Source organism: Aeromicrobium sp., assembly GCF_023146395.1.
Taxonomy (GTDB): Bacteria; Actinomycetota; Actinomycetes; order Propionibacteriales; family Nocardioidaceae; genus Aeromicrobium.
Genome location: NZ_JAGLCD010000004.1, coordinates 573,916 through 594,068, shown reverse-complemented (window position 1 = coordinate 594,068; position 20,153 = coordinate 573,916). Strand labels below are relative to the sequence as shown.

The following is a 20,153-nucleotide window of genomic DNA, read 5'->3' as shown; positions in this document are numbered from 1 at the left end:
TCGTGATGTGACGAGGGTCACGGCTTCCGGCCAAAATTCTTGTACGGATGTACCAATCAGGGTCGGAGGCGCCCCCGGGCGACGATGCGGAACCGCAGCGCGGTCACGGCCCCGATCGCGACGGCCCCGATCGCGAGGGTGCCGAGGATCAGCACTCCGGCGGGCGGCATCGCGCCCGACCCACCGGTCCCGGCCGCGGCGGCGGTCTCGACGAGTCCCGGCACGAACGACGTGCTCGTGTCGCCGTCGGGGGAGTCGACGACCTCGCCCCCGTCGTAGCCAGTACCGGTACCAGTGCCGGGCCCGGGCCCGATCCCGGTGTCGGCCGACGCGAGGGCTGATCGCACGTCCTCGAGCACGGCCGCCTCGGCCCGGGCGTTCTCGGCACCGGAGGCGCCGAGCGTGGGCACCGTGAGGCGGGACGGGTGGTCGGCGTCGTTGTGGATCGTGATGACCCCGAGCTGGCCGGCCAGGTGGGTCAGCGGTGAGAGCAGGTGCGGGGTGTCGAACGACTGCACCGAGATCCGCAGTCGCTCGCCCGCGTTGACGACCGCTCCCGTGGGAAAGACCTCGACGTCGACCGGCACGATCTCGCCCGGGTCCAGCACACGGCGCGACTCCTGCGTGTACGGGTGCCACGGCTGGATGATCTCGCCGTCGAGCACGACCGATCGCGACTCGTCGAGCTCGGCCAGGGAGATGACCTGCCAGCCGCCGGTCAACCGGTCGACCACGCCGTCGGGTGTCACGCGGGACACGCTGACCGACAGCAGGCCGTCGCCGGTCGTGCTGGAGGTGTAGAGGCGTGCGTTGAGCGGCCCCAGGATGTTGAGGTCGCTCGTGAGCGGAGCGGTCTCGAAGACCACGCCGGTGGCGTCGTTGAGGCCGGCGTTCCGGTTGCAGGCGTCCCACGCCCCGATCAGGTTCAGGACCCCAGCGGTCCACTGCGAGGTGCTGCGCGAGCAGAGGCCGGCGACCGGGATCGGGAGGATCTGCGAGGAGCCGTCGACGACCTCGCCCTGCGTCAGCTGACCGTTCGCCCCGCCGAGCGTGGTGGAGGTGCCGGACAGCTTGAACGAGGCCGCAGTCTGGTCGCTGAGGTAGGAGTCGCGGTACTGCCAGGTGTCGGACCCGATCTCGTAGTAGGTGAAGCTCGGCAGGTCGGTGTCGAGGCCGGGGTCCGGCAGCCCCTTGACGTAGTGGTCGAACCAGCGCAGCTGCAGCTCGCTGAGCGTGCCGAGGCCGGCGTCCGGCACGCCTTCGCCGTTGGAGCCCTGCAGGTGGTCCCAGGGTCCGAGGATCATCTTGACCGGGACGCCCCGTTCGCGCAGCGCCTGGTACACCAACGGCGTCCCGCGCTGGAACAGGTCGTACTCGCCGCCGATCAGGAAGGTCGGGACGTCGATGTTCGGCACGGACCGGTCGATCGTGCTGCGTGCCTCGTAGAACTCGCCGTCGTAGGCCTGGGGCCCGCCCGTGGCCGCGTCGAGCAGGAGCTGGATCGAGGACGCGCCGTTGCCCACCAGGTGGGTCAGGAGGTTCTCGACGGCCTGCGGCGACGTGGACGGCACGAGCCCGGTGAGGTTGACCAGGCCCAGCCACAGCGGCATGAAGCCCGTGTCGAGCTGACCGCCCGAGGCGACGACGTCGCGGTACACCTCGGCGGTGGGCACCTGCGGGGAGATCGCCTTGAGGCCCTGGGGGTTCTGGCCGGCCGCGAAGAGCTGGCTGATGCCCATGTAGGACGGGCCCGACATCGCGACCGAGCCGTCGCTCCAGGGCTGCTGGGCCGCCCACTCGACGATCTCCTTCGCGTCGAGCTGCTCGCGCTCGCCGAACACCTGCCACGTGCCGCCGGAACCGCCGGTGCCGCGGGCGTCGACGGTCAGCTGCAGGTAGCCGCGCTGCACCAGGTAGTCGGGGCTGGCGCCGGCGATGACCGCGCCGGCGGTGCTCCCGATCGCGGTCTTGCTGTAGGCCGTGATCGTCACGACGACCGGGAGCGGGGCGTCGACGACCTCTCCGCCGGCGTCGACCGGGCGCTTCAGGTCCGCCAGCAGCACCGTGCCGTCGGAGGTCGGGATCGCCAGGTCGGTCTCGACCGTGGTCGAGGGGTACTCCTCGGGCCGTGGCTGCCAGCCCGAGGTGGTCGGGCCGACGGGCTCGGCGCTGACCGTCGTCGGGCTCGACCCGCCGGGAGCGGCGGTGGCCGAGCTGGGGGCGATCAGGACCGCAGCGGCCACCAGGGCAGCCGTCGTGAGACGTATCACAGAACCTCCGAGTGTCGACGTGACCAACGACACGGTGGGCGTCGAGTTACCCGGGCAGGCTCACGCGAGCGGCGTGACCCGACCGACCATGTGGGTGACGGGCTTGCGGGCACCGACGACTCCGAGATCGATCACGCCGCCGGCCTCGCGCGACCCGAACACCACGGTGCTCGGCAGCAGGATGGGCTTCTTGAACTCGACGTCGACCCGGTAGGAATCCGGCAGGCGGTTCGCCAGGGCGGCCAGGGCGTGGGCCTTGGTCCACATGCCGTGGGCGATGTTGGTCGGGAAGCCGAACGCCTTGGCGGTCAGCGGATACAGGTGGATCGGATTGCGATCACCCGACACCGCTCCGTAGCGCCGGCCCAGGTTGCCGGCCAGCTTCCAGTGCACGACGCCGCTCGGGGCCTCCAGGCCCTCCAGCGGCGCCGGGGAGGTCTCGGCCGAACCGCCCCGACCCCGGGCGAAGAGGGTCGTGACCTCGTTCCAGACGATCTCGTCCTGCACCGTGACGTCGGTGATCAGGTCGATCAGACGGCCCTTGGGATGCGGCCGCAGGTCGGCGGCCCGGACCGTGACGTCGAAGGTCTCGTCGGGGGCGATCGGGCGGTGCTGCGTGATCGCGTTGCGCAGGTGCACCAGCCCCATCGGGGCGAACGGGAACGCCGTGTCGGTCATGAGTGCCATGTGCAGCCCGAAGGCCGCCATGTGCGGATAGGTGACCGGGAGGGACTCGGCACGGCCGAAGCCGCAGACCTCGCGGTACCGCTCGAGATGGTCGGCGTCGGTCGCGACGCCCGGGCGCTGCAGCACGAGGTCGGGGGCTCCGCCCGACGCGTGCTTGACGCCCGGGAGCGATCCGACGCCGGGGATGGCCGGCAGGGCCGCCTTCAGCATCAACGGCGCCGTGGACGGCGCCTTCGCGAAGGTGCGCGTCGCCATGTCAGGACGCGCCGATCAGCATCTGGCCGTTGACACCGATCACGTTGCCGCTCACGGTGGCCGAGCCGGGGCTCGCGAGCCAGGCGATCGTCTCGGCGACGTCGACGGGCAGGCCACCCTGCGACATCGAGTTCATCCGCCGGCCGGCCTCACGGATGCCGAGCGGGATCGTCTTGACCATCTCGGTCTCCATGAACCCGGGAGCGATCACGTTGGCCGTGATGCCCCGGTCGGCGACGCGCTTCGAGAGCGACTGGATCCAGCCGATCACGCCGGCCTTCGCCGAGGCGTAGTTGGTCTGGCCGTTGTTGCCCGCGATCCCGGCGATCGACGCGATGCCGATGACCGTGCCGCCCTCGTTGATCAGGCCCTGCTCGAGCAGCCGGTCGGTGATGCGCTGCGGGGCCCCGACCGAGATGTCGACGACGAGCTGCCAGTTCTCGGGCTTCATGTTCCGCAGTCGCTTGTCGCGGGTGATGCCGGCGTTGTGGACCACGACGTCCACGGCGCCGTAGTGCTTCTGGATGTACTCGGCGATCTCCGCCGGGGCGTCGGGGGAGGTGATGTCACCGACGATGTAGCCGCCGCCGAGCTCGTCGGCCAGAGCCTTGAGGTCATCGGCGAGCGGGGGGACGTCGAGGCCGATCACGGTGGCGCCGTCGCGGGCGAGGGTGCGCATGTCGGCCTCGCCCAGGCCGCGGGAGGCGCCGGTCACGAGCGCGACCTTGCCCGCGAGCGGCTTCGTGACGTCCTTGACGGCCGGGGCCTTGGTGATGCCCGTGGTGCCGAGGCGGACGACCTGGCCCGAGACGTAGGCCGACTTGGGGGACAGCAGGAAGCCGAGGGTCGAGCCCAGGGTCTTCTCGGCGCCGCGCGAGACGTAGACCAGGTTGACGGTCGAGCCGCCGCCGATCTCCTTGCCCAGCGAGCGGGTGAAGCCCTCCAGCGCACGCTGCGCGATGGCCGCGCTCTCGGACTCGGCCTCGTCCGGGGTCGACCCGATCACGACGACGCGGCCGCTGGAGGCCACCTGGCGCAGGACGGGCGTGAAGAACTCCTGCAGGGCGACCAGGCCCTCGGCGGAGTCGATGCCCGTGGCGTCGAACACCAGGCCCTTGTACTTCTTGCCGTCGGCGCGGACGCCGGTGGAGTCGATGCCGTACGCCTTCAGTGCGGCCGCCACGGCCTTGCTGACCGGGCCGGGCGTCGCGCTGCCCGTGAGCACGCTGCCGGTGACCAGGGCGCCGCCGGTGTAGCGGTCGAGGTAGGGGGGATTCGGCAGTCCGAGGTTCTTGACCAGGAACTTGCCGACGGGGTTGTGTGCGAGATCTTGGTAACGATCGCTCACGGGGTGTGTCCTATCTCTCGAATACCGGTGGTATCTGAATCCGACACCTGACTGTAACCTCGTGTGACAGTACCGGTCCACTCCGGCACGACGAGGCACACGTCACGTTCCGTGACCATCATCGACACTTTCGAGGAGTCCCGCCATGGCAGGCAACACGCCCGCGAAGAAGGCCCCCGCCAAGAAGGCCGCCAGCACGAGCACCCCGGCCAAGAAGACGCCGGCCAGCAAGGCTCCGGCGAAGCCGGCGTCGGTCACGGAGACGGCGACGTCCGCGACCCCGTCCGACGACGCCCAGCGGGTGCGCCGCGTCGCGGTCATCGGCGGCAACCGCATCCCGTTCGCCCGCAGCAACACGGTCTACACCGATGTCTCGAACCAGGACATGCTGACGGCGGCGCTCGACGGTCTGGTCGAGCGGTTCGGCCTCGAGGGCGAGCGCGTGGGCGAGGTCGTCGCGGGTGCCGTGCTCAAGCACTCCCGCGACTTCAACCTCACGCGCGAGACGGTGCTCGGCTCGAAGCTCTCGCCCGAGACCCCTGCCACGGACCTGCAGCAGGCCTGCGGCACGGGCCTGCAGGCCGCGTTCGTCGTGGCCGACAAGATCGCGCTGGGCAAGATCGAGAACGGCATCGCCGGCGGCACCGACACCACGTCGGACGCGCCCCTGGCGGTCAACGACAAGCTGCGCAAGATCCTGATCGAGGCCAACCAGCTGTCGGCCAAGGGCGACAAGAAGGGCCTCGTCAAGCTGCTGACGAAGATCCGCCCCGGCTACCTGGCCCCGGACCAGCCCCGCAACGCCGAGCCCCGGACGGGCCTGTCGATGGGCGACCACCAGGCCATCACGACCCACGCCTGGAAGATCACGCGCGAGGCGCAGGACGAGCTCGCCGCCGCCTCGCACCAGAACCTCGCGAAGTCCTGGGACGAGGGCTGGCAGGACGACCTGGTCACGCCGTTCAACGGGGTCACCAAGGACAACCACCTCCGCCCCGACTCGACGGTCGAGAAGCTCGCCAAGCTCAAGCCGGTCTTCGGCCGCAACCTCGGCGCCGAGGCCACGATGACGGCCGGCAACTCCACGCCGCTGTCCGACGGCGCGTCGGTCGCACTGCTCGCCTCCGAGGAGGAGGCGAAGAAGCGCGGCTGGGAGGTCCAGGCGTACTTCGTCGACTACGAGACCGCCGCGGTCGACTACGTCAGCGGTGCCGAGGGCCTGCTGATGGCGCCGGCCTACGCCGTGCCGCGCATGCTCGCCCGCAACGGTCTGACGCTGCAGGACTTCGACTTCTACGAGATCCACGAGGCCTTTGCGGGCCAGGTGCTCTCGACGCTGGCGGCGTGGGAGTCGCCGGAGTTCTGCCAGGACAAGCTCGGTCTCGACGTGCCGCTCGGCTCGATCGACCGCACGCGGCTCAACGTGAAGGGCTCGTCGCTCGCCGCGGCTCACCCCTTCGCCGCCACGGGTGGCCGCATCGTCGCCAACCTCGCCAAGCTCCTGCACGAGGCCGGCCCGGGCAAGCGGGGCCTGATCTCGATCTGCGCCGCGGGCGGCCAGGGCGTCGTGGCGATCCTCGAGAGCTGAGTCCCTCCCGCTGTCCTGAACACCCCCGGGTCCCGTCGCGAGACGGACCCGGGGGTGTCGGCGTCCCGGGCGGTGACTTGCTCGTCTATCGCCGCGGGCAGCGGTGACCTACTCGTCGATCGGGCACGGTGATCGACGAGTAGGTCACCGCTCGAGGGATCGATGGGCGAGTAGCTCACCGCCCACGGGGTGGGTTTCAGGCCGGGCGGGGCGTCGCGCCGGTGGCCATGGCCAGGGCGCCGTGCACCAGGAGGGTGCGCAGGGTGTCGGACGCGACGTCGTCGACGACCGGCATGCCCGTGTTGTGCTCGCGGATCGACCACTGCAGGTGGGCCAGGTTGAGCGCGCCGAGCCCCTGGGCGTAGAGGACGTTGGCCACGAGCGAGGGATCGGTGACGCGGAAGTCGCCCGAGGTGGTGCCGTCGGCCAGCGTCGTGACCAGGTGCGCCAGGCACGCACTGATGGCCGTGCCCAGCTCGATCAGCACCGCATCGCTGACCTCCTGCTGCAGCTCGCTGCCGCGCCGGCGCAGCAGGGTCTGGGAGCAGTCGACGAACGCCGGGTGGGCGACGCCGTAGTCGAAGAACGTGCCGACGATCGACGACAGGCGGGGCCGCGGCAGCGCGTCGGGGTCGACGGCGGCCGTGAAGGCCGCCTCGAGCTCGCGGAGGTACTCGACCAGCGTGACCGCGAAGAGCTCTTCCTTGCTCGTGAAGTGCCGGTAGATGATGGCGCGGTTGATGCCGACGGCGCGCGCGATGTCCTCGATCTGGGCGTCGCGGACGCCGCGCTCGTCGAACAGGGCTCGTGTCGCGGCGATGATCTCGCGCCGGCGTGCGGCGCGCCTCTCGTCCACTCCCATGCGGGTCACCCTAACGAGGGCGGGCGCCGTGCGGTCAGGCCCACTCCTTCCCGACTGCTCCTGTCGGTGCCCGGCCGTAGGCTCGCAGTCATGAGGCCAGTGTCCGAGCTCAGTCGTCAGGTTGCTCCGTTCCACGTCGTCTCCGACTATCAGCCCGCCGGCGACCAGCCGACGGCGATCGCTGCCCTGGAGAAGCGCATCAGCGAGGGCGAGCGGCACAACGTGCTGCTCGGCGCCACCGGCACGGGCAAGACGGCCACGGTCGCCTGGCTGGCCGAGAAGCTGCAGCGTCCGATGCTCGTGATGCTGCCCAACAAGACGCTCGCGGCCCAGTTCGCCAACGAGCTGCGCGAGTACTTCCCCGAGAACGCCGTCGAGTACTTCGTGTCGTACTACGACTACTACCAGCCGGAGGCCTACCTCCCGCAGACCGACACCTACATCGAGAAGGACTCCTCGATCAACGAGGAGGTCGAGCGGCTGCGTCACTCCGCGACGTGGTCGCTGCTGACCCGGCGCGACGTCATCGTCGTCGCCACGGTCTCCTGCATCTACGGCCTCGGCTCGGCCCAGGAGTACCTCGACCGCATGATCGGCTTCAAGGTCGGCGAGGAGATGCCGCGCGAGGAGCTGCTGCGCACGCTCGTCCAGGCCCAGTACGTCCGCAACGACGTCGCCTCGACTCGCGGCACGTTCCGGGTCAAGGGCGACACGGTCGACATCTTCCCGGTCTACCAGGAGCTCGCCGTGCGGGTGGAGTTCTTCGGCGACGAGATCGAACGGCTCATGACCCTGCACCCGCTCACAGGTGAGGTGCTCAGCGAGGACGATCAGCTCTACGTCGGCGCGGCCACGCACTACGCGGTCGGGTCCAGCACGATGCAGCGGGCGATGGGCACGATCCAGACCGAGCTCGACGAGCGCCTGGCCGAGCTCGACGCCGAGGGCAAGCTCCTGGAGGCCCAGCGCCTGCGCATGCGCACGACCTACGACCTGGAGATGATGCAGCAGATCGGCACGTGCAACGGCATCGAGAACTACTCGCGGCACATGGACGCACGTGAGCCGGGTAGTCCGGGCAACTGCCTGCTCGACTACTTCCCGGAGGACTTCGTGCTGGTCCTGGACGAGTCGCACGTCACCGTGCCGCAGATCGGGGCGATGTACGAGGGCGACATGTCGCGCAAGCGCACCCTCGTCGAGCACGGCTTCCGCCTGCCGAGCGCGATGGACAACCGGCCCCTCACGTGGGCGGAGTTCCTGGAGCGCACCGACCAGACGGTGTACCTCTCGGCCACGCCCGGCAGCTACGAGATGGAGCAGGCCAAGGGCGAGTTCGTCGAGCAGATCATCCGGCCCACAGGGCTCATCGACCCCGAGGTCGTGGTCAAGCCCACCCAGGGCCAGATCGACGACCTCATCGGTCAGATCCGCGAGCGGGTCGAGAAGCAGGAGCGGGTGCTCGTCACGACGCTGACCAAGAAGATGTCCGAGGACCTCACCGACTACCTGGTCGAGGCCGGCATCCGCACGCGCTACCTGCACAGCGAGATCGACACGCTGCGCCGGGTCGAGCTGCTGCGGGAGCTGCGCATGGGGGAGTACGACGTCCTGGTCGGCATCAACCTGCTGCGCGAGGGCCTCGATCTCCCCGAGGTCAGCCTCGTCGCGATCCTCGACGCCGACAAGGAGGGCTTCCTGCGGTCGGCGCGGTCGCTGATCCAGACGATCGGTCGCGCGGCCCGCAACGTCTCGGGCCAGGTCATCATGTACGCCGACCGCATCACCGACTCGATGGCGCTGGCCATCGACGAGACCAACCGGCGTCGCGACAAGCAGATCGCCTACAACCTCGAGCACGGTGTCGACCCGCAGCCGCTGCGCAAGCGCATCGGCGACATCACCGACATGCTGGCCCGCGAGGACGCCGACACGACGCAGCTGCTGGCGGCCACCGGCGATCACCGCCGCAAGGGCGCCGCGGTGCCGCTCGGCGAGCACACCGCCGCGCTCGCCGATCTGCCGTCGGCCGACCTGGCGGCGCTGATCGAGTCGTTGAGCGAGCAGATGCACGCGGCCGCCGCCGACCTGCAGTTCGAGGTCGCCGCACGCCTGCGCGACGAGATCGGCGACCTCAAGAAGGAGCTCCGCGGCATGCTGGCCGCCGACGCCTGACCTGCCGGGCCGAGCGCCTCGAATTCGACGCGGCTTCCCGGGCCTGTCACACTGCTCCGCGGAGGGGAGTATTCCTTTCGCCACCTGCTCGTCATCACGGCCGCGCCCTCGCGGTCCGGACAGGTGGGTCGCCTCGACCAGGCGGCGGAAGAGACCTCCGGTCAGATCACACCGGAGGAATCCACCTTGAACGTGTCCACGCTCGAATGGAGCATCACGATCGGCGTCACCATCGCCGTGCTCCTGTTCGACATCGTCATCGTCGCGCGTAAGCCGCACGAGCCCTCCATCAAGGAGTGCTCGATCTACCTCAGCATCTACGTGTCGATGGCGATCGCCTTCGGTCTGTGGGTCATCTACTTCCACGACGGCCCCGGCAAGGACGAGGACTACGGTCTGCAGTTCTTCGCCGGTTGGCTCACCGAGTACAGCCTCTCGGTCGACAACCTGTTCATCTTCCTGATCATCATGGCGAGCTTCAAGGTGCCCCGGAAGTACCAGCAGGAGGCCCTGCTGGTCGGCATCATCATCGCGATCGTGTTCCGCGGCATCTTCATCGCGCTCGGCGCCGTCGCGATCAACAACTTCTCGTGGGTCTTCTACCTGTTCGGCGCGTTCCTGCTCTACACCGCGATCAAGCTCGTGACCGACACCGATCACGACGACGACGCCGACAACGCCGTCGTGAAGTTCGCCCGCAAGCGCTTTACCCTGTCGGAGCAGTGGGACGGCCTCAAGCTCGTCGTCAAGGAGAACGGCAAGCGCGCCATCACGCCGATGTTCCTCGTGATCATCGCGCTCGGCACGACCGACCTGCTGTTCGCGCTGGACTCGATCCCGGCGATCTACGGCCTCACGAAGGAGCCGTACCTGGTCTTCACGGCCAACGTGTTCGCCCTGATGGGTCTGCGTCAGCTGTACTTCCTGCTCGGTGACCTGCTGAAGCGCCTGATCTACCTGTCGCAGGGCCTGGCCTTCCTCCTGGCCTTCATCGGCGTCAAGCTCGTGCTGCACGCGCTGCACGAGAACGAGCTGCCGTTCATCAACGGTGGCGAGCACGTGCCGGTGCCGGAGATCCCGACGCTGCTCAGCCTCGGCGTGATCGTGGGCACGCTCTCGATCACCGCGATCGTCAGCCTCGTGGTCTCGGGTCGCCGGGTGCGGGCCGGGCTCAACCCCGACGGCACCGAGCGCACGGCCGAGCAGGAGGCCGCCGAGGCGGCCGCCGCTGCCGAGCGCGAGGAGAACCGCGGCTGACGCTCACCCGTCCGATGCGATGAGAGGGCCCCCGACACCAGCTGGTGTCGGGGGCCCTCTCGTCGTCGACCTGGCCCGGTGGGGCCGCGGCTGCTACTCGAGCTTGCTGACGTCCTCGAACTTCGCCGTGCCCTGGCCGGTGGCCTTGTTGATGGCCCAGGTCAGGAGCCACAGCACGACGCCGATCACCATCAGGCCGCCGGCGATCTCGTAGACGATCGCGTCGCGGTCGACCCACGGACCGGCGAGGTACAGGCACAGCACCGCGCCCACGACCGGCATCGGCCCCGGGGAGGTGAAGTAGGTCCGCACGTGCTCGTGGCGCCGGCCGCGCAGGACCATGCAGGAGACGTTGACGACGGCGAAGACGCACAGCAGCAGGAAGGACGTGACGGTGGCCAGGTTCAGCACGATGTCGCTGTCGGAGTCTTGGCGGACGTAGAGGATCAGGCCCAGGGCGAGCAGCGTCGTGAAGCCGATCGCCGCCCACGGGGTCCGGCGCCCGGGAAGCACGGCGCCGAGCTGGCGCGGCAGGACGTTCTGCTTGGCCATGCCGTAGATCAACCGGCTCGCCATCAGCATGTTGATCAGCGCGGTGTTGGCCACGGCGAACACCGCCAGGAACGGGAAGATCTTGTCCATCGGGAAGTCCGGAGCGCCCTGGGAGACCACCGCGAGCAGCGCGCGGTCGCCGTCGTCGTTGATCTGGGCGATCTGGTCTGACGACAGGACGCTCACGACGGCGACCGCCACGAGCATGTAGAGGATCACGGCGATGCCCAGACCGGTCAGCATCGTGCGCGGGAAGATCTTCTGCGGCTCCTTGGTCTCCTCGACCATGTTGACCGCGTCCTCGAAGCCGACCATCGCGAAGAAGGCGATCGAGGTGGCGATCGTGACCGCGAGGAAGAGATTCTTGCCCTCGGGGTTCTCGAAGACGGTGATGCGCCCCAGGTCGCCGTCGCCGCTCGCGATGACGAAGAACCCGACGCCGATCACGATCGTCAGGGCCACGACCTCGACGAGGGTCAGGACGACGTTGAACTTGACGCTCTCGCCGACGCCGCGCAGGTTGATGGCCGCCAGCAGCACCATGAACAGCATCGCGACGACCGTGATGGTGGCATCGCTGAACCCGTCGTCGGCGATCCAGCCGTTCAGCCGGAGTCCGTCGCTCAAGAAGCCGGACAGAGTTGCCGAGGCGGTCGAAGCGCTCGTGATGCCGGAGCACACGACCGCGAACGCCACGATGAAGGTGATGAAGTGCACCCCGAAGGCCTTGTGGGCGTAGAGCGCCGCCCCGGCGGCCTGGGGGAACTTCGTGACGAGCTCGAGGTAGGACAGCGCCGTGATCGTGGCGACCACGAAGGCCAGCAGGAACGGGAGCCACACGACCCCGCCCACGACACCCGCCATCTGCCCCGTGACGGCGTAGACGCCGGCGCCGAGGATGTCGCCCACGATGAAGAGCAGCAGGAGCTTCGGCCCCAGGACTCGCTTCAGCTCGGTCGGCTGCTCCGTGGGTTCGTGACCCGTCTCTGCTGCGTGAGCCATGTGCCCGTACCCCCATTCCCCGGAGCGCGCCGTGCGTCCGTGCCCCTACCGTGGCCCCACCCGGGACGGTGCGCAAGAGGTGCGGCGTACCGAGCAGATGCGGAAGTCGGTGTAAGTTGCACGTCGTGTCGACGCAGCAGGTACGCGTGCCGGGGGTGGTCCGTCGTTGGGTGACCGGACTCGTCGTCCGCCGCATCCGCAAGAAGGGGATCGATCTCTCGACAATCTCCTTCCTGCCCGAGGAGACCAAGATCCCGCTGCAGCGGGTCAGCACCGATCCGTTGCCGCAGATCGCCCAGTGGCGGGCCACCGAGCCCATGCGCCGGCTCGACCTCCCGTTCGACTTCACGGCCTGGCTCGTCACGGGCCACGAGGAGACGCGTCAGGTCCTGACCTCGCGCGACGAGTTCTCCAACGACATCCGGCACCTGTTCTCCGGTGACGGCCCGGCCACGTCGGACGACATCGGCGGTCTCGGGTTCACCGATCCGCCGCTGCACACCCGGCTGCGCAAGATCATCACCCCCGAGTTCACGATGCGCCGGCTGGCGCGGCTGGAGCCCCTGATCGAGGCGCGGGTCGAGCGGGTCCTCGACGACCTGGAGAAGGCCGCGGCCGAGAACGGCGGCGTGGCCGACCTCGCGCGGCACGTGGCCTTCCCGATCCCGTTCCAGACGATCTGCGACCTGCTGGGCCTGGACTACGAGGACCGCGAGACGTTCGCCGGACTGGGCAGCGCCCGCTTCGACGCCACCAACGGTGCCGCGGCGGCCTTCGGCGCGGTCTCGGCGCAGCGCGAGTTCCTGTTCGACGCGGTGGCCCGCCAGCGTGTCACTCCCGGGCCGGGCCTGATCGGCCAGATCCTGCGCGACGAGGGGGACGCGATCTCCGACGTCGACCTCGCCGGACTCGCCGACGGCGTCTTCACGGGCGGCTTCGAGACCACGGCCGGCATGATCGCGCTCGGCACCATCGTGCTGCAGCGCGATCCGGAGTACGCCCGCCTGGTGCGCGAGGGATCGCGCGAGGACGTCGACCGTGTCGTCGAGGAGCTGCTGCGCTACCTGGCCGTCGTACAGGTCGCGTTCCCGCGCTTCGCGAAGCACGACATGGAGCTCTTCGGCACGCAGGTCAAGGCCGGGGACGTCATCCTGGCGTCGCTGTCGGGGGCCAACCGCGACCCCGCGGCCGTCGGGGAGGACCCGGACTCCTTCGACCCGTACCGCGTGCCGGCGAGCGGCCACCTCGCCTTCGGGCACGGCATGCACCGCTGCATCGGCGCGGAGCTCGCACGCATGGAGCTGCGCATCGTCTTCCCGCGGCTGCTCCAGCGCTTCCCCGAGCTCGCGCTCGACGTCCCCGAGTCCGAGCTCAGCTTCCGTCAGCTCAGCTTCGTGTTCGGGGTCGAGGAGCTCCCGGTCCGACTTCGCCCGTGACCGACGTCCGCGGTGTCGAGGCGTGGTTCGACGACCACGGACTGCCCTACTTCGTGGTGGGACAGGCCGAGACGGTCGAGGGCTGGTTGTCGAGCCGCCGCATCGTCGCGCTGCTCGTCGTCCTGGTGGGCCTGGGCGTCGGCGTCGGGATCGCGGTCGCCCGCACGATCGGTGGCGCCTCGGACGGCGTCCTCGCCGGAGCTGGCACGTTCGTGGTGTTGCTCGCGCTGTACGCAGGTCGTCTGCTCCGCATGGGCACGATGGTGCGGTGGGCCGTGCGCCGGACGTTCGGGTCGCTGGGGCTGCTGCTGCCGCTGCTGTCGCGGGCGCTCCCGTTGCTGCTGCTGGCGGTGACGTTCCTGTTCATCAACGCCGAGGTCTGGCAGGTCGCAGCCCTGATGTCGCGCACCGTCCTGTGGCTCTCGGCCGGGGCCTTCGCGCTGGTGGCGGCGGCCTTCCTGCTGGTCCGTCTGCCGGAGGAGGTCGCGGCCGTCGAGCGTGAGGTGGTCGGTGACCGGCTCGCCGAGCGGTGCGCCGGCACCCCGGCGCTGGACCTCTTGGGCACGACCGACGTGCGCGTGGGGGAGCTGCCGAGGTTCGCCCGGGCCAACCTGGTGCTCGTGCTGCTGTTCAGCCAGGCGGTGCAGGTGCTGCTGCTGACGGCGGGACTGTTCGCGTTCTTCGTGGTGTTCGGCTCGCTGACGATCCCGCCGGAGACGATCGAGTCGTGGACCGGTCACCCCGTGTCCGACCTGCCGTCGCGGCTCGGCGGACATCTGCCGCTGACGAACGACCTCTTCCAGGTCGCGGTGTTCCTCGCGGCGTTCTCCGGGCTGTACTTCACGGTCTACGCCGTCACCGACGACACGTACCGGCGTCAGTTCTTCACGGGGGTCTCGGCGCAGCTCGAGCGCGCCGTCGCCGTGCACGCCGTCTACCGCGCTGCGCGGGACACGTCGGACACATGACCTCCCACCCCGACCACGGGAAGGCCACCACGGGCCGAGCGAAGCGAGGCTGAGCCGCCCCGTGGTTCGCTCTGGCGAACCACGGAGATGAGCGCGAGGAACGAGCGCGAGCGGCTTACCAGCCGCGCGAGCGCCACTCCGGCAGGCTCGGACGCTCGGCGCCGAGGGTCGTGTCGTTCCCGTGACCGGGATAGACGTGGGTGTCGTCGGGGAAGCGTCCGAAGAGCTTGGTCTCGACGTCGTCGATCAGGCTCGTGAAGTCCTCCTCGGACGACGTCTTGCCGACGCCACCGGGGAACAGCGAGTCGCCGGTGAACAGGTGCACGATGCCGTCGGGGTCGTCGTACGCCAGCGCGATCGAGCCGGGGGTGTGCCCCACGAGCTCGACGACCTCGAGCTCGCACGAGCCGACCCGGACCCGGGCGCCCGTCGCGACCAGGACGTCGGTCACGACCTCGATGCCCTCGGCGTCGCGCTCACCGGCGATCGTCTCGGCACCCGTGACGGCGCGCAGCGCCTCCAGCGCCCCCCAGTGGTCGGGGTGCCGGTGGGTCGTGACGATCCGCTTGACCGGCGCGCCGTCGAGCACCTCGAGGACCCGCTCGGCCTCGTCGGCGGCGTCGATCACGAGCCGCTCGTCGGTCAGCGTGCAGCGCAGCAGGTAGACGTTGTTGGCCATGGGCCCGACGGCCAGCTTGGTGATCTCCAGGTCGCCCGCGTCCTGCACGTCGGCAGGACCGCCGACCTCGACTTCTCCGGTGTAGGTCATGGTCCCGATCCTAGGTGGCCTCCCGGGCGGTGCCCCAGGTCACCGTCGCTCGGCGCGAAACTGTCGGACGCCCTGGTTAGGCTGATCGAGTGCCCACTCGTACGTCGTCCCGCCCTGCCCCCACGGGCTCGAAGGCTCCTGCCCGCGCCGGCGTGAGCAGCATCGACCAGATCGTCGTCCGCGGTGCGCGCGAGCACAATCTCAAGGACATCTCGCTCGACCTCCCGCGTGACGCGCTCATCGTGTTCACGGGGCTGTCAGGGTCGGGTAAGTCGTCGCTCGCGTTCGACACGATCTTCGCCGAGGGCCAGCGTCGCTACGTCGAGTCGCTCTCGGCCTACGCCCGGCAGTTCCTCGGGCAGATGGACAAGCCCGACGTCGACTTCATCGAGGGGTTGTCTCCCGCGGTCTCGATCGACCAGAAGTCCACCTCCCGCAATCCGCGCTCGACGGTCGGCACGATCACCGAGGTCTACGACTACCTGCGGCTGCTCTACGCCCGCGCCGGTCGCGCGCACTGCCCCGAGTGCGGTGAGCCCATCACCCGGCAGACCCCGCAGCAGATCGTCGACCGCATCCTGACCGGCGAGGAGGGCACACGCTTCCAGGTGCTGGCGCCGGTCATCCGCGGGCGCAAGGGCGAGTACCTCGAGCTGTTCCGACAGCTGCAGTCGCAGGGCTTCAGCCGGGCCGTCGTCGACGGTGAGGTCCACCTGCTCGCCGACGAGCCCCCGAAGCTCGCCAAGCAGAAGAAGCACACGATCGACGTCGTCGTCGACCGCCTCCAGGTCAAGCGCAGCGCCCAGCAGCGACTCACCGAGTCGATCGAGACCGCGCTCGGGCTGGCCGACGGTCTGGTCATCATCGACTACGTCGACCTGCCCGACGACTCACCCGAGCGCACCCGGCGGTTCTCCGAGAAGCTCGCGTGCCCCAACGACCACCCCCTGGCCGTCGACGAGCTGGAGCCTCGCTCGTTCTCCTTCAACGCGCCGTTCGGCGCCTGTGGCGAGTGCCACGGGCTGGGGGTGCGCATGGAGGTCGATCCCGAGCTCGTCGTGCCGGACCCGGGCAAGTCCCTCGACGAGGGCGCCATCGCGCCGTGGACCTACAACCAGATGTCGGACTACTTCCTGCGCATCCTGCAGTCGTTGGGCGAGGAGCTGGGCTTTCGCACCGACGTGCCGTACGGCGAGCTCGGCGACGACGTGCAGAAGGTCCTGATGTACGGCCGCCCCGGCAAGGTGCACGTGGTCTACAAGAACCGTTACGGTCGCCGGCGCGAGTACGACACCGTGTTCGACGGTGCCGTCGAGTTCGTGCAGCGCCGCCACGCCGAGACCGAGTCCGAGACCAACCGCGAGCGGCTCGAGGGCTTCATGCGCGAGGTGCCGTGCGGAGCGTGCGACGGCACCCGGCTCAAGCCCGTGATCCGGGCGGTGCTGCTGGAGCACCCCGAGCTCGGTCCCAAGAACATCGCCGAGGTCAGCCATCTCTCGATCGCCGAGGCCGCCGTCTACCTGCGCGGACTCGCGATGAGCGACCGCGAGCTGCAGATCGGCGAACGGGTGCTCAAGGAGATCGACGAACGGCTGCAGTTCCTGCTCGACGTCGGCCTGGACTACATCTCGCTCGACCGCGCGGCCGGATCGCTCTCCGGCGGTGAGGCGCAGCGCATCCGGCTCGCGACCCAGATCGGTGCGGGCCTGGTCGGCGTGCTCTACGTGCTCGACGAACCGTCCATCGGCCTGCACCAGCGCGACAACCGGCGCCTGATCGAGACCCTGCAGCGCCTGCGCGACCTCGGCAACACGCTGATCGTCGTCGAGCACGACGAGGACACCATCGCGGTGGCCGACTGGGTCGTCGACATCGGCCCGGGGGCGGGTGAGCACGGCGGGCAGGTCATCGTGTCCGGGCCGGTCTCGGAGCTGCTCGAGAGTCCGGACTCGATCACGGGCAAGTACCTGTCCGGCCGCGAGAAGATCCCCGTGCCCGAGGTGCGCCGTCCGCGTCAGAAGGACCGCCAGCTCACGGTGCGCGGCGCGCGGGAGAACAACCTGCATGACATCGACGTCGCGTTCCCGCTCGGTCAGCTCGTCGCCGTCACGGGTGTGTCCGGCTCGGGCAAGTCCACGCTGGTCAACGACATCCTCTACCGCTCGCTCGCGCGCACGATCTACGGCGCGCGCACGATCCCGGGCCGGCACCGCACGATCGACGGGCTCGACCAGGTCGACAAGGTCATCCACGTCGACCAGTCGCCGATCGGGCGCACCCCGCGGTCCAACCCGGCCACCTACACCGGGGTGTTCGACCACGTCCGCAAGCTCTTCGCGCAGACCCCCGAGGCCAAGATGCGGGGCTACCAGCAGGGCCGCTTCTCCTTCAACATCAAGGGCGGCCGCTGCGAGGCGTGCTCCGGCGACGGCACGATCAAGATCGAGATGAACTTCCTGCCCGACGTGTACGTGCCGTGCGAGGTCTGTCACGGCGCTCGCTACAACCGCGAGACGCTCGAGGTGCACTACAAGGGCCGCACGATCGCCGAGATCCTCGACATGCCGATCGAGGAGGCCGCGGAGTTCTTCGAGGCCATCCCCGCCATCGCGCGTCACATGCGCACGCTCGTCGACGTCGGTCTGGGCTACGTGCGCCTGGGGCAGCCGGCGCCCACGCTCTCAGGCGGCGAGGCGCAGCGGGTCAAGCTCGCGGCCGAGCTCCAGAAGCGCTCCACGGGTCGCACGCTGTACGTCCTGGACGAGCCCACCACCGGGCTGCACTTCGAGGACATCCGCAAGCTCCTGCTCGTGCTGGGGCGCATCGTCGACACCGGCAACTCGGTCGTCGTGATCGAGCATAACCTCGACGTCATCAAGACCGCCGACTGGATCATCGACATGGGCCCGGAGGGCGGCAGCGGGGGCGGCCTCGTCGTCGCGGAGGGCACGCCCGAGGACGTCGCGCAGGTCGAGGCCAGCCACACCGGCCGCTACCTCGCGCCGCTGCTGGCTCCGTGATCGGCTGAGGGCATGGCGGATCCGGCGACCTACCGACCCAGAACGGGGGAGATCCCCACCGAGCCCGGGGTCTACAAGTTCCGCGACGCCGAGGGCCGCGTGATCTATGTCGGCAAGGCCAAGTCGCTGCGCCAGCGGCTGACGTCGTACTTCGCCGATCCCGACGGCCTGCACGAGCGCACGCGTCGGATGGTCACCACGGCGACCTCGGTCGAGTGGACCGTCGTCGGCACCGAGGTCGAGGCGCTGCAGCTCGAGTACACCTGGATCAAGCAGTTCGACCCCCGCTTCAACGTCAAGTACCGCGACGACAAGTCCTATCCCTGGCTCGCCTTCACGACCGGCGAGGAGGTCCCGCGGGTGCAGGTCATGCGTGGCTCGCAGCGCAAGGGCGTGCGCTACTTCGGCCCGTACTCGCACGCGTGGGCCATCCGCGACACCGTCGACACCCTGCTGCGGGTCTTCCCGATGCGCTCGTGCTCGGCCGGCACGTTCCGCAGTGCCCGCACGAGCGGGCGGCCGTGCCTGCTGGGCGACATCGGCAAGTGTGCCGCGCCGTGCGTCGGGCGGGTCACGCCCGAGGAGCACCGCGAGATCGTCGAGGACTTCATCGGCTTCATGGCCGGCAGCACCACGGCGATCACCCGTGAGCTCAAGCAGAAGATGCAGCGCGCGTCCGACGATCTCGAGTTCGAGCTCGCCGCCAAGTATCGCGACGACCTGGGTGCCCTCGACAAGGTGCTCGAGAAGCAGACCGTCGTGCTGGCCGACGGCACCGACGCCGACGTGCTGGGCTTCGCCGAGGACCCGCTCGAGGTCGCGGTCCAGATCTTCTCGGTCCGCGGCGGCCGGATCCGGGGGCAGCGGGGCTGGGTCGCCGATCGCGCCGACGAGGCCGAGCTGCCCGAGCTCGTGCAGCGTGCCGTCATGACTCTGTACGCCGGCGGATCGGCCTCGGCGGTGCCCCGCGAGGTCCTGGTGCCGGTGCTCCCGGCCGATGCCGCGCTCGTCGAGGAGCTGCTCGGTGAGCACCGCGGCGGACCCGTGCGCTTCCGGGTCCCGCAGCGCGGCGACAAGCGGCGCCTGCTCGAGACCGTCGAGCAGAACGCCCTCCAGGCCCTGGCCCGGCACAAGATGAAGCGCGCCGGCGACCTCACGACCCGCAGCGTCGCCCTCGAGGAGCTGCAGGCCGCCCTCGGTCTGCCCGACGCTCCGCTGCGCATCGAGTGCTTCGACATCTCCAACCTGCAGGGCACCGAGATCGTGGCCTCGATGGTCGTGTTCGAGGACGGCCTGGCCCGCAAGTCCGAGTACCGGCGCTTCGTCGTGCGTCACGAGGGCCAGAGCGACGTCGCCGCGATGCACGAGGTCATCACCCGCCGATTCAAGCGGCACCTCGACGGCCCGCAGGCGGTCGAAGCCGGTGACCTCCCACCCGAGCCCGCCGAGGCGACGGCCGAGAAGCGCCGGTTCGCCTACGCGCCGTCGCTCGTGGTCGTCGACGGGGGGCCGCCGCAGGTCGCTGCGGCCCAGCAGGCCTTCGACGAGCTCGGCATCACCGACATCGCCCTCGTGGGCCTGGCCAAGCGGCTCGAGGAGGTGTGGCTGCCGCGCGACGAGCACCCCGTGATCCTCCCGCGCACCAGCGAGGGTCTGTACCTGCTGCAACGCGTCCGCGACGAGGCCCACCGGTTCGCGATCTCCCACCACCGCAAGCGGCGCAGCACCTCGATGACCGCGTCGGCGCTCGACCAGGTCGACGGACTCGGTCCCGCCCGCCGCGCCGCGGTCATGAAGCACTTCGGCTCGGTCAAGAAGCTGCGGGCCGCTACCGTCGACGAGATCGCCGAGGTGCCCGGCGTCGGGCGCGCTACGGCAGAATCGATCGCGACGGCCCTCGCCGCGTCCGCCCGGCCCACCTCGGTCAACACGGCGACCGGCGAGATCATTGAGGACTGACACGA

General features: G+C 69.7%; 13 protein-coding genes. 7 read left to right on the top strand and 6 right to left on the bottom strand.

The features are described from left to right. Positions 1 to 56: 56 nt before the first annotated feature. From KAG51_RS04950 to KAG51_RS04940, 3 genes are read right to left on the bottom strand one after another with little or no spacing between them, the layout of a single operon-like run. On the bottom strand, positions 57 to 2,270 hold the full coding sequence (locus KAG51_RS04950; protein ID WP_290581216.1) for a CocE/NonD family hydrolase: 2,214 nt from the start codon (positions 2,268 to 2,270) through the stop codon (positions 57 to 59). Positions 2,271 to 2,330: 60 nt separating this feature from the next. Further along, entirely contained in the window at positions 2,331 to 3,212 is an 882-nt protein-coding gene (locus KAG51_RS04945; protein WP_290581214.1) for a MaoC/PaaZ C-terminal domain-containing protein, read from the bottom strand. Between the two features lies 1 nt (position 3,213). After that, positions 3,214 to 4,560, bottom strand: coding sequence for a 3-oxoacyl-ACP reductase (locus KAG51_RS04940; RefSeq protein ID WP_290581212.1), 1,347 nt, complete (start codon positions 4,558 to 4,560; stop codon positions 3,214 to 3,216). A 145-nt stretch (positions 4,561 to 4,705) separates the two neighbouring features. On the opposite strand from KAG51_RS04940, the gene KAG51_RS04935 reads away from it, so the two are divergent. Beyond that, entirely contained in the window at positions 4,706 to 6,148 is a 1,443-nt protein-coding gene (locus KAG51_RS04935) for an acetyl-CoA C-acetyltransferase (protein ID WP_290581210.1), read from the top strand. Between the two features lie 196 nt (positions 6,149 to 6,344). Here KAG51_RS04935 and KAG51_RS04930 read toward each other — a convergent pair whose 3' ends face one another. Beyond that, positions 6,345 to 7,010, bottom strand: coding sequence for a TetR/AcrR family transcriptional regulator (locus tag KAG51_RS04930; RefSeq protein WP_290581208.1), 666 nt, complete (start codon positions 7,008 to 7,010; stop codon positions 6,345 to 6,347). Positions 7,011 to 7,100: 90 nt separating this feature from the next. On the opposite strand from KAG51_RS04930, the gene uvrB reads away from it, so the two are divergent. Both uvrB and KAG51_RS04920 read left to right on the top strand, forming a co-directional pair. Beyond that, positions 7,101 to 9,185 (top strand): excinuclease ABC subunit UvrB, encoded by a 2,085-nt coding sequence (gene uvrB / locus KAG51_RS04925; protein WP_290581206.1) that lies wholly within the window; start codon positions 7,101 to 7,103, stop codon positions 9,183 to 9,185. A gap of 186 nt (positions 9,186 to 9,371) precedes the next feature. After that, on the top strand, positions 9,372 to 10,442 hold the full coding sequence (locus KAG51_RS04920) for a TerC family protein (RefSeq protein ID WP_290581204.1): 1,071 nt from the start codon (positions 9,372 to 9,374) through the stop codon (positions 10,440 to 10,442). Positions 10,443 to 10,535: 93 nt separating this feature from the next. On the opposite strand, the gene KAG51_RS04915 is transcribed toward KAG51_RS04920, so the two are convergent. Continuing rightward, positions 10,536 to 11,996, bottom strand: coding sequence for an APC family permease (locus KAG51_RS04915; RefSeq protein WP_290581202.1), 1,461 nt, complete (start codon positions 11,994 to 11,996; stop codon positions 10,536 to 10,538). 125 nt (positions 11,997 to 12,121) lie between these two features. On the opposite strand from KAG51_RS04915, the gene KAG51_RS04910 reads away from it, so the two are divergent. Together KAG51_RS04910 and KAG51_RS04905 are read left to right on the top strand one after the other, a co-directional pair. Continuing rightward, the gene (locus KAG51_RS04910) at positions 12,122 to 13,432 is read left to right on the top strand and encodes a cytochrome P450 (protein ID WP_290581200.1); all 1,311 of its coding nucleotides are present in this window, start codon (positions 12,122 to 12,124) and stop codon (positions 13,430 to 13,432) included. Beyond that, a complete protein-coding gene (locus KAG51_RS04905; protein WP_290581198.1) occupies positions 13,429 to 14,400 on the top strand; it encodes a hypothetical protein in 972 nt (323 codons plus the stop codon). The genes KAG51_RS04910 and KAG51_RS04905 overlap by 4 nt, the downstream gene beginning before the upstream one ends. A gap of 115 nt (positions 14,401 to 14,515) precedes the next feature. Here KAG51_RS04905 and KAG51_RS04900 read toward each other — a convergent pair whose 3' ends face one another. Then, complete coding sequence (locus KAG51_RS04900) at positions 14,516 to 15,169, bottom strand: MBL fold metallo-hydrolase (RefSeq protein WP_290581196.1); 654 nt, start codon at positions 15,167 to 15,169, stop codon at positions 14,516 to 14,518. A gap of 152 nt (positions 15,170 to 15,321) precedes the next feature. Between KAG51_RS04900 and uvrA the strand changes: the two genes are divergently transcribed. After that, the gene (uvrA, locus tag KAG51_RS04895) at positions 15,322 to 18,189 is read left to right on the top strand and encodes an excinuclease ABC subunit UvrA (RefSeq protein WP_290581194.1); all 2,868 of its coding nucleotides are present in this window, start codon (positions 15,322 to 15,324) and stop codon (positions 18,187 to 18,189) included. A gap of 12 nt (positions 18,190 to 18,201) precedes the next feature. Further along, entirely contained in the window at positions 18,202 to 20,148 is a 1,947-nt protein-coding gene (uvrC, locus tag KAG51_RS04890; protein WP_290581192.1) for an excinuclease ABC subunit UvrC, read from the top strand. Positions 20,149 to 20,153 lie beyond the last annotated feature (5 nt).

Coding starts and splice junctions, on each gene's coding strand:
- KAG51_RS04945 (WP_290581214.1), bottom strand. CDS start 3,212: ATGGCGACGCGCACCTTCGCGAAGGCGCCGTCCACGGCGCCGTTGATG.
- KAG51_RS04935 (WP_290581210.1), top strand. CDS start 4,706: ATGGCAGGCAACACGCCCGCGAAGAAGGCCCCCGCCAAGAAGGCCGCC.
- KAG51_RS04930 (WP_290581208.1), bottom strand. CDS start 7,010: ATGGGAGTGGACGAGAGGCGCGCCGCACGCCGGCGCGAGATCATCGCC.
- uvrB (WP_290581206.1), top strand. CDS start 7,101: ATGAGGCCAGTGTCCGAGCTCAGTCGTCAGGTTGCTCCGTTCCACGTC.
- KAG51_RS04915 (WP_290581202.1), bottom strand. CDS start 11,996: ATGGCTCACGCAGCAGAGACGGGTCACGAACCCACGGAGCAGCCGACC.
- KAG51_RS04900 (WP_290581196.1), bottom strand. CDS start 15,169: ATGACCTACACCGGAGAAGTCGAGGTCGGCGGTCCTGCCGACGTGCAG.
- uvrC (WP_290581192.1), top strand. CDS start 18,202: ATGGCGGATCCGGCGACCTACCGACCCAGAACGGGGGAGATCCCCACC.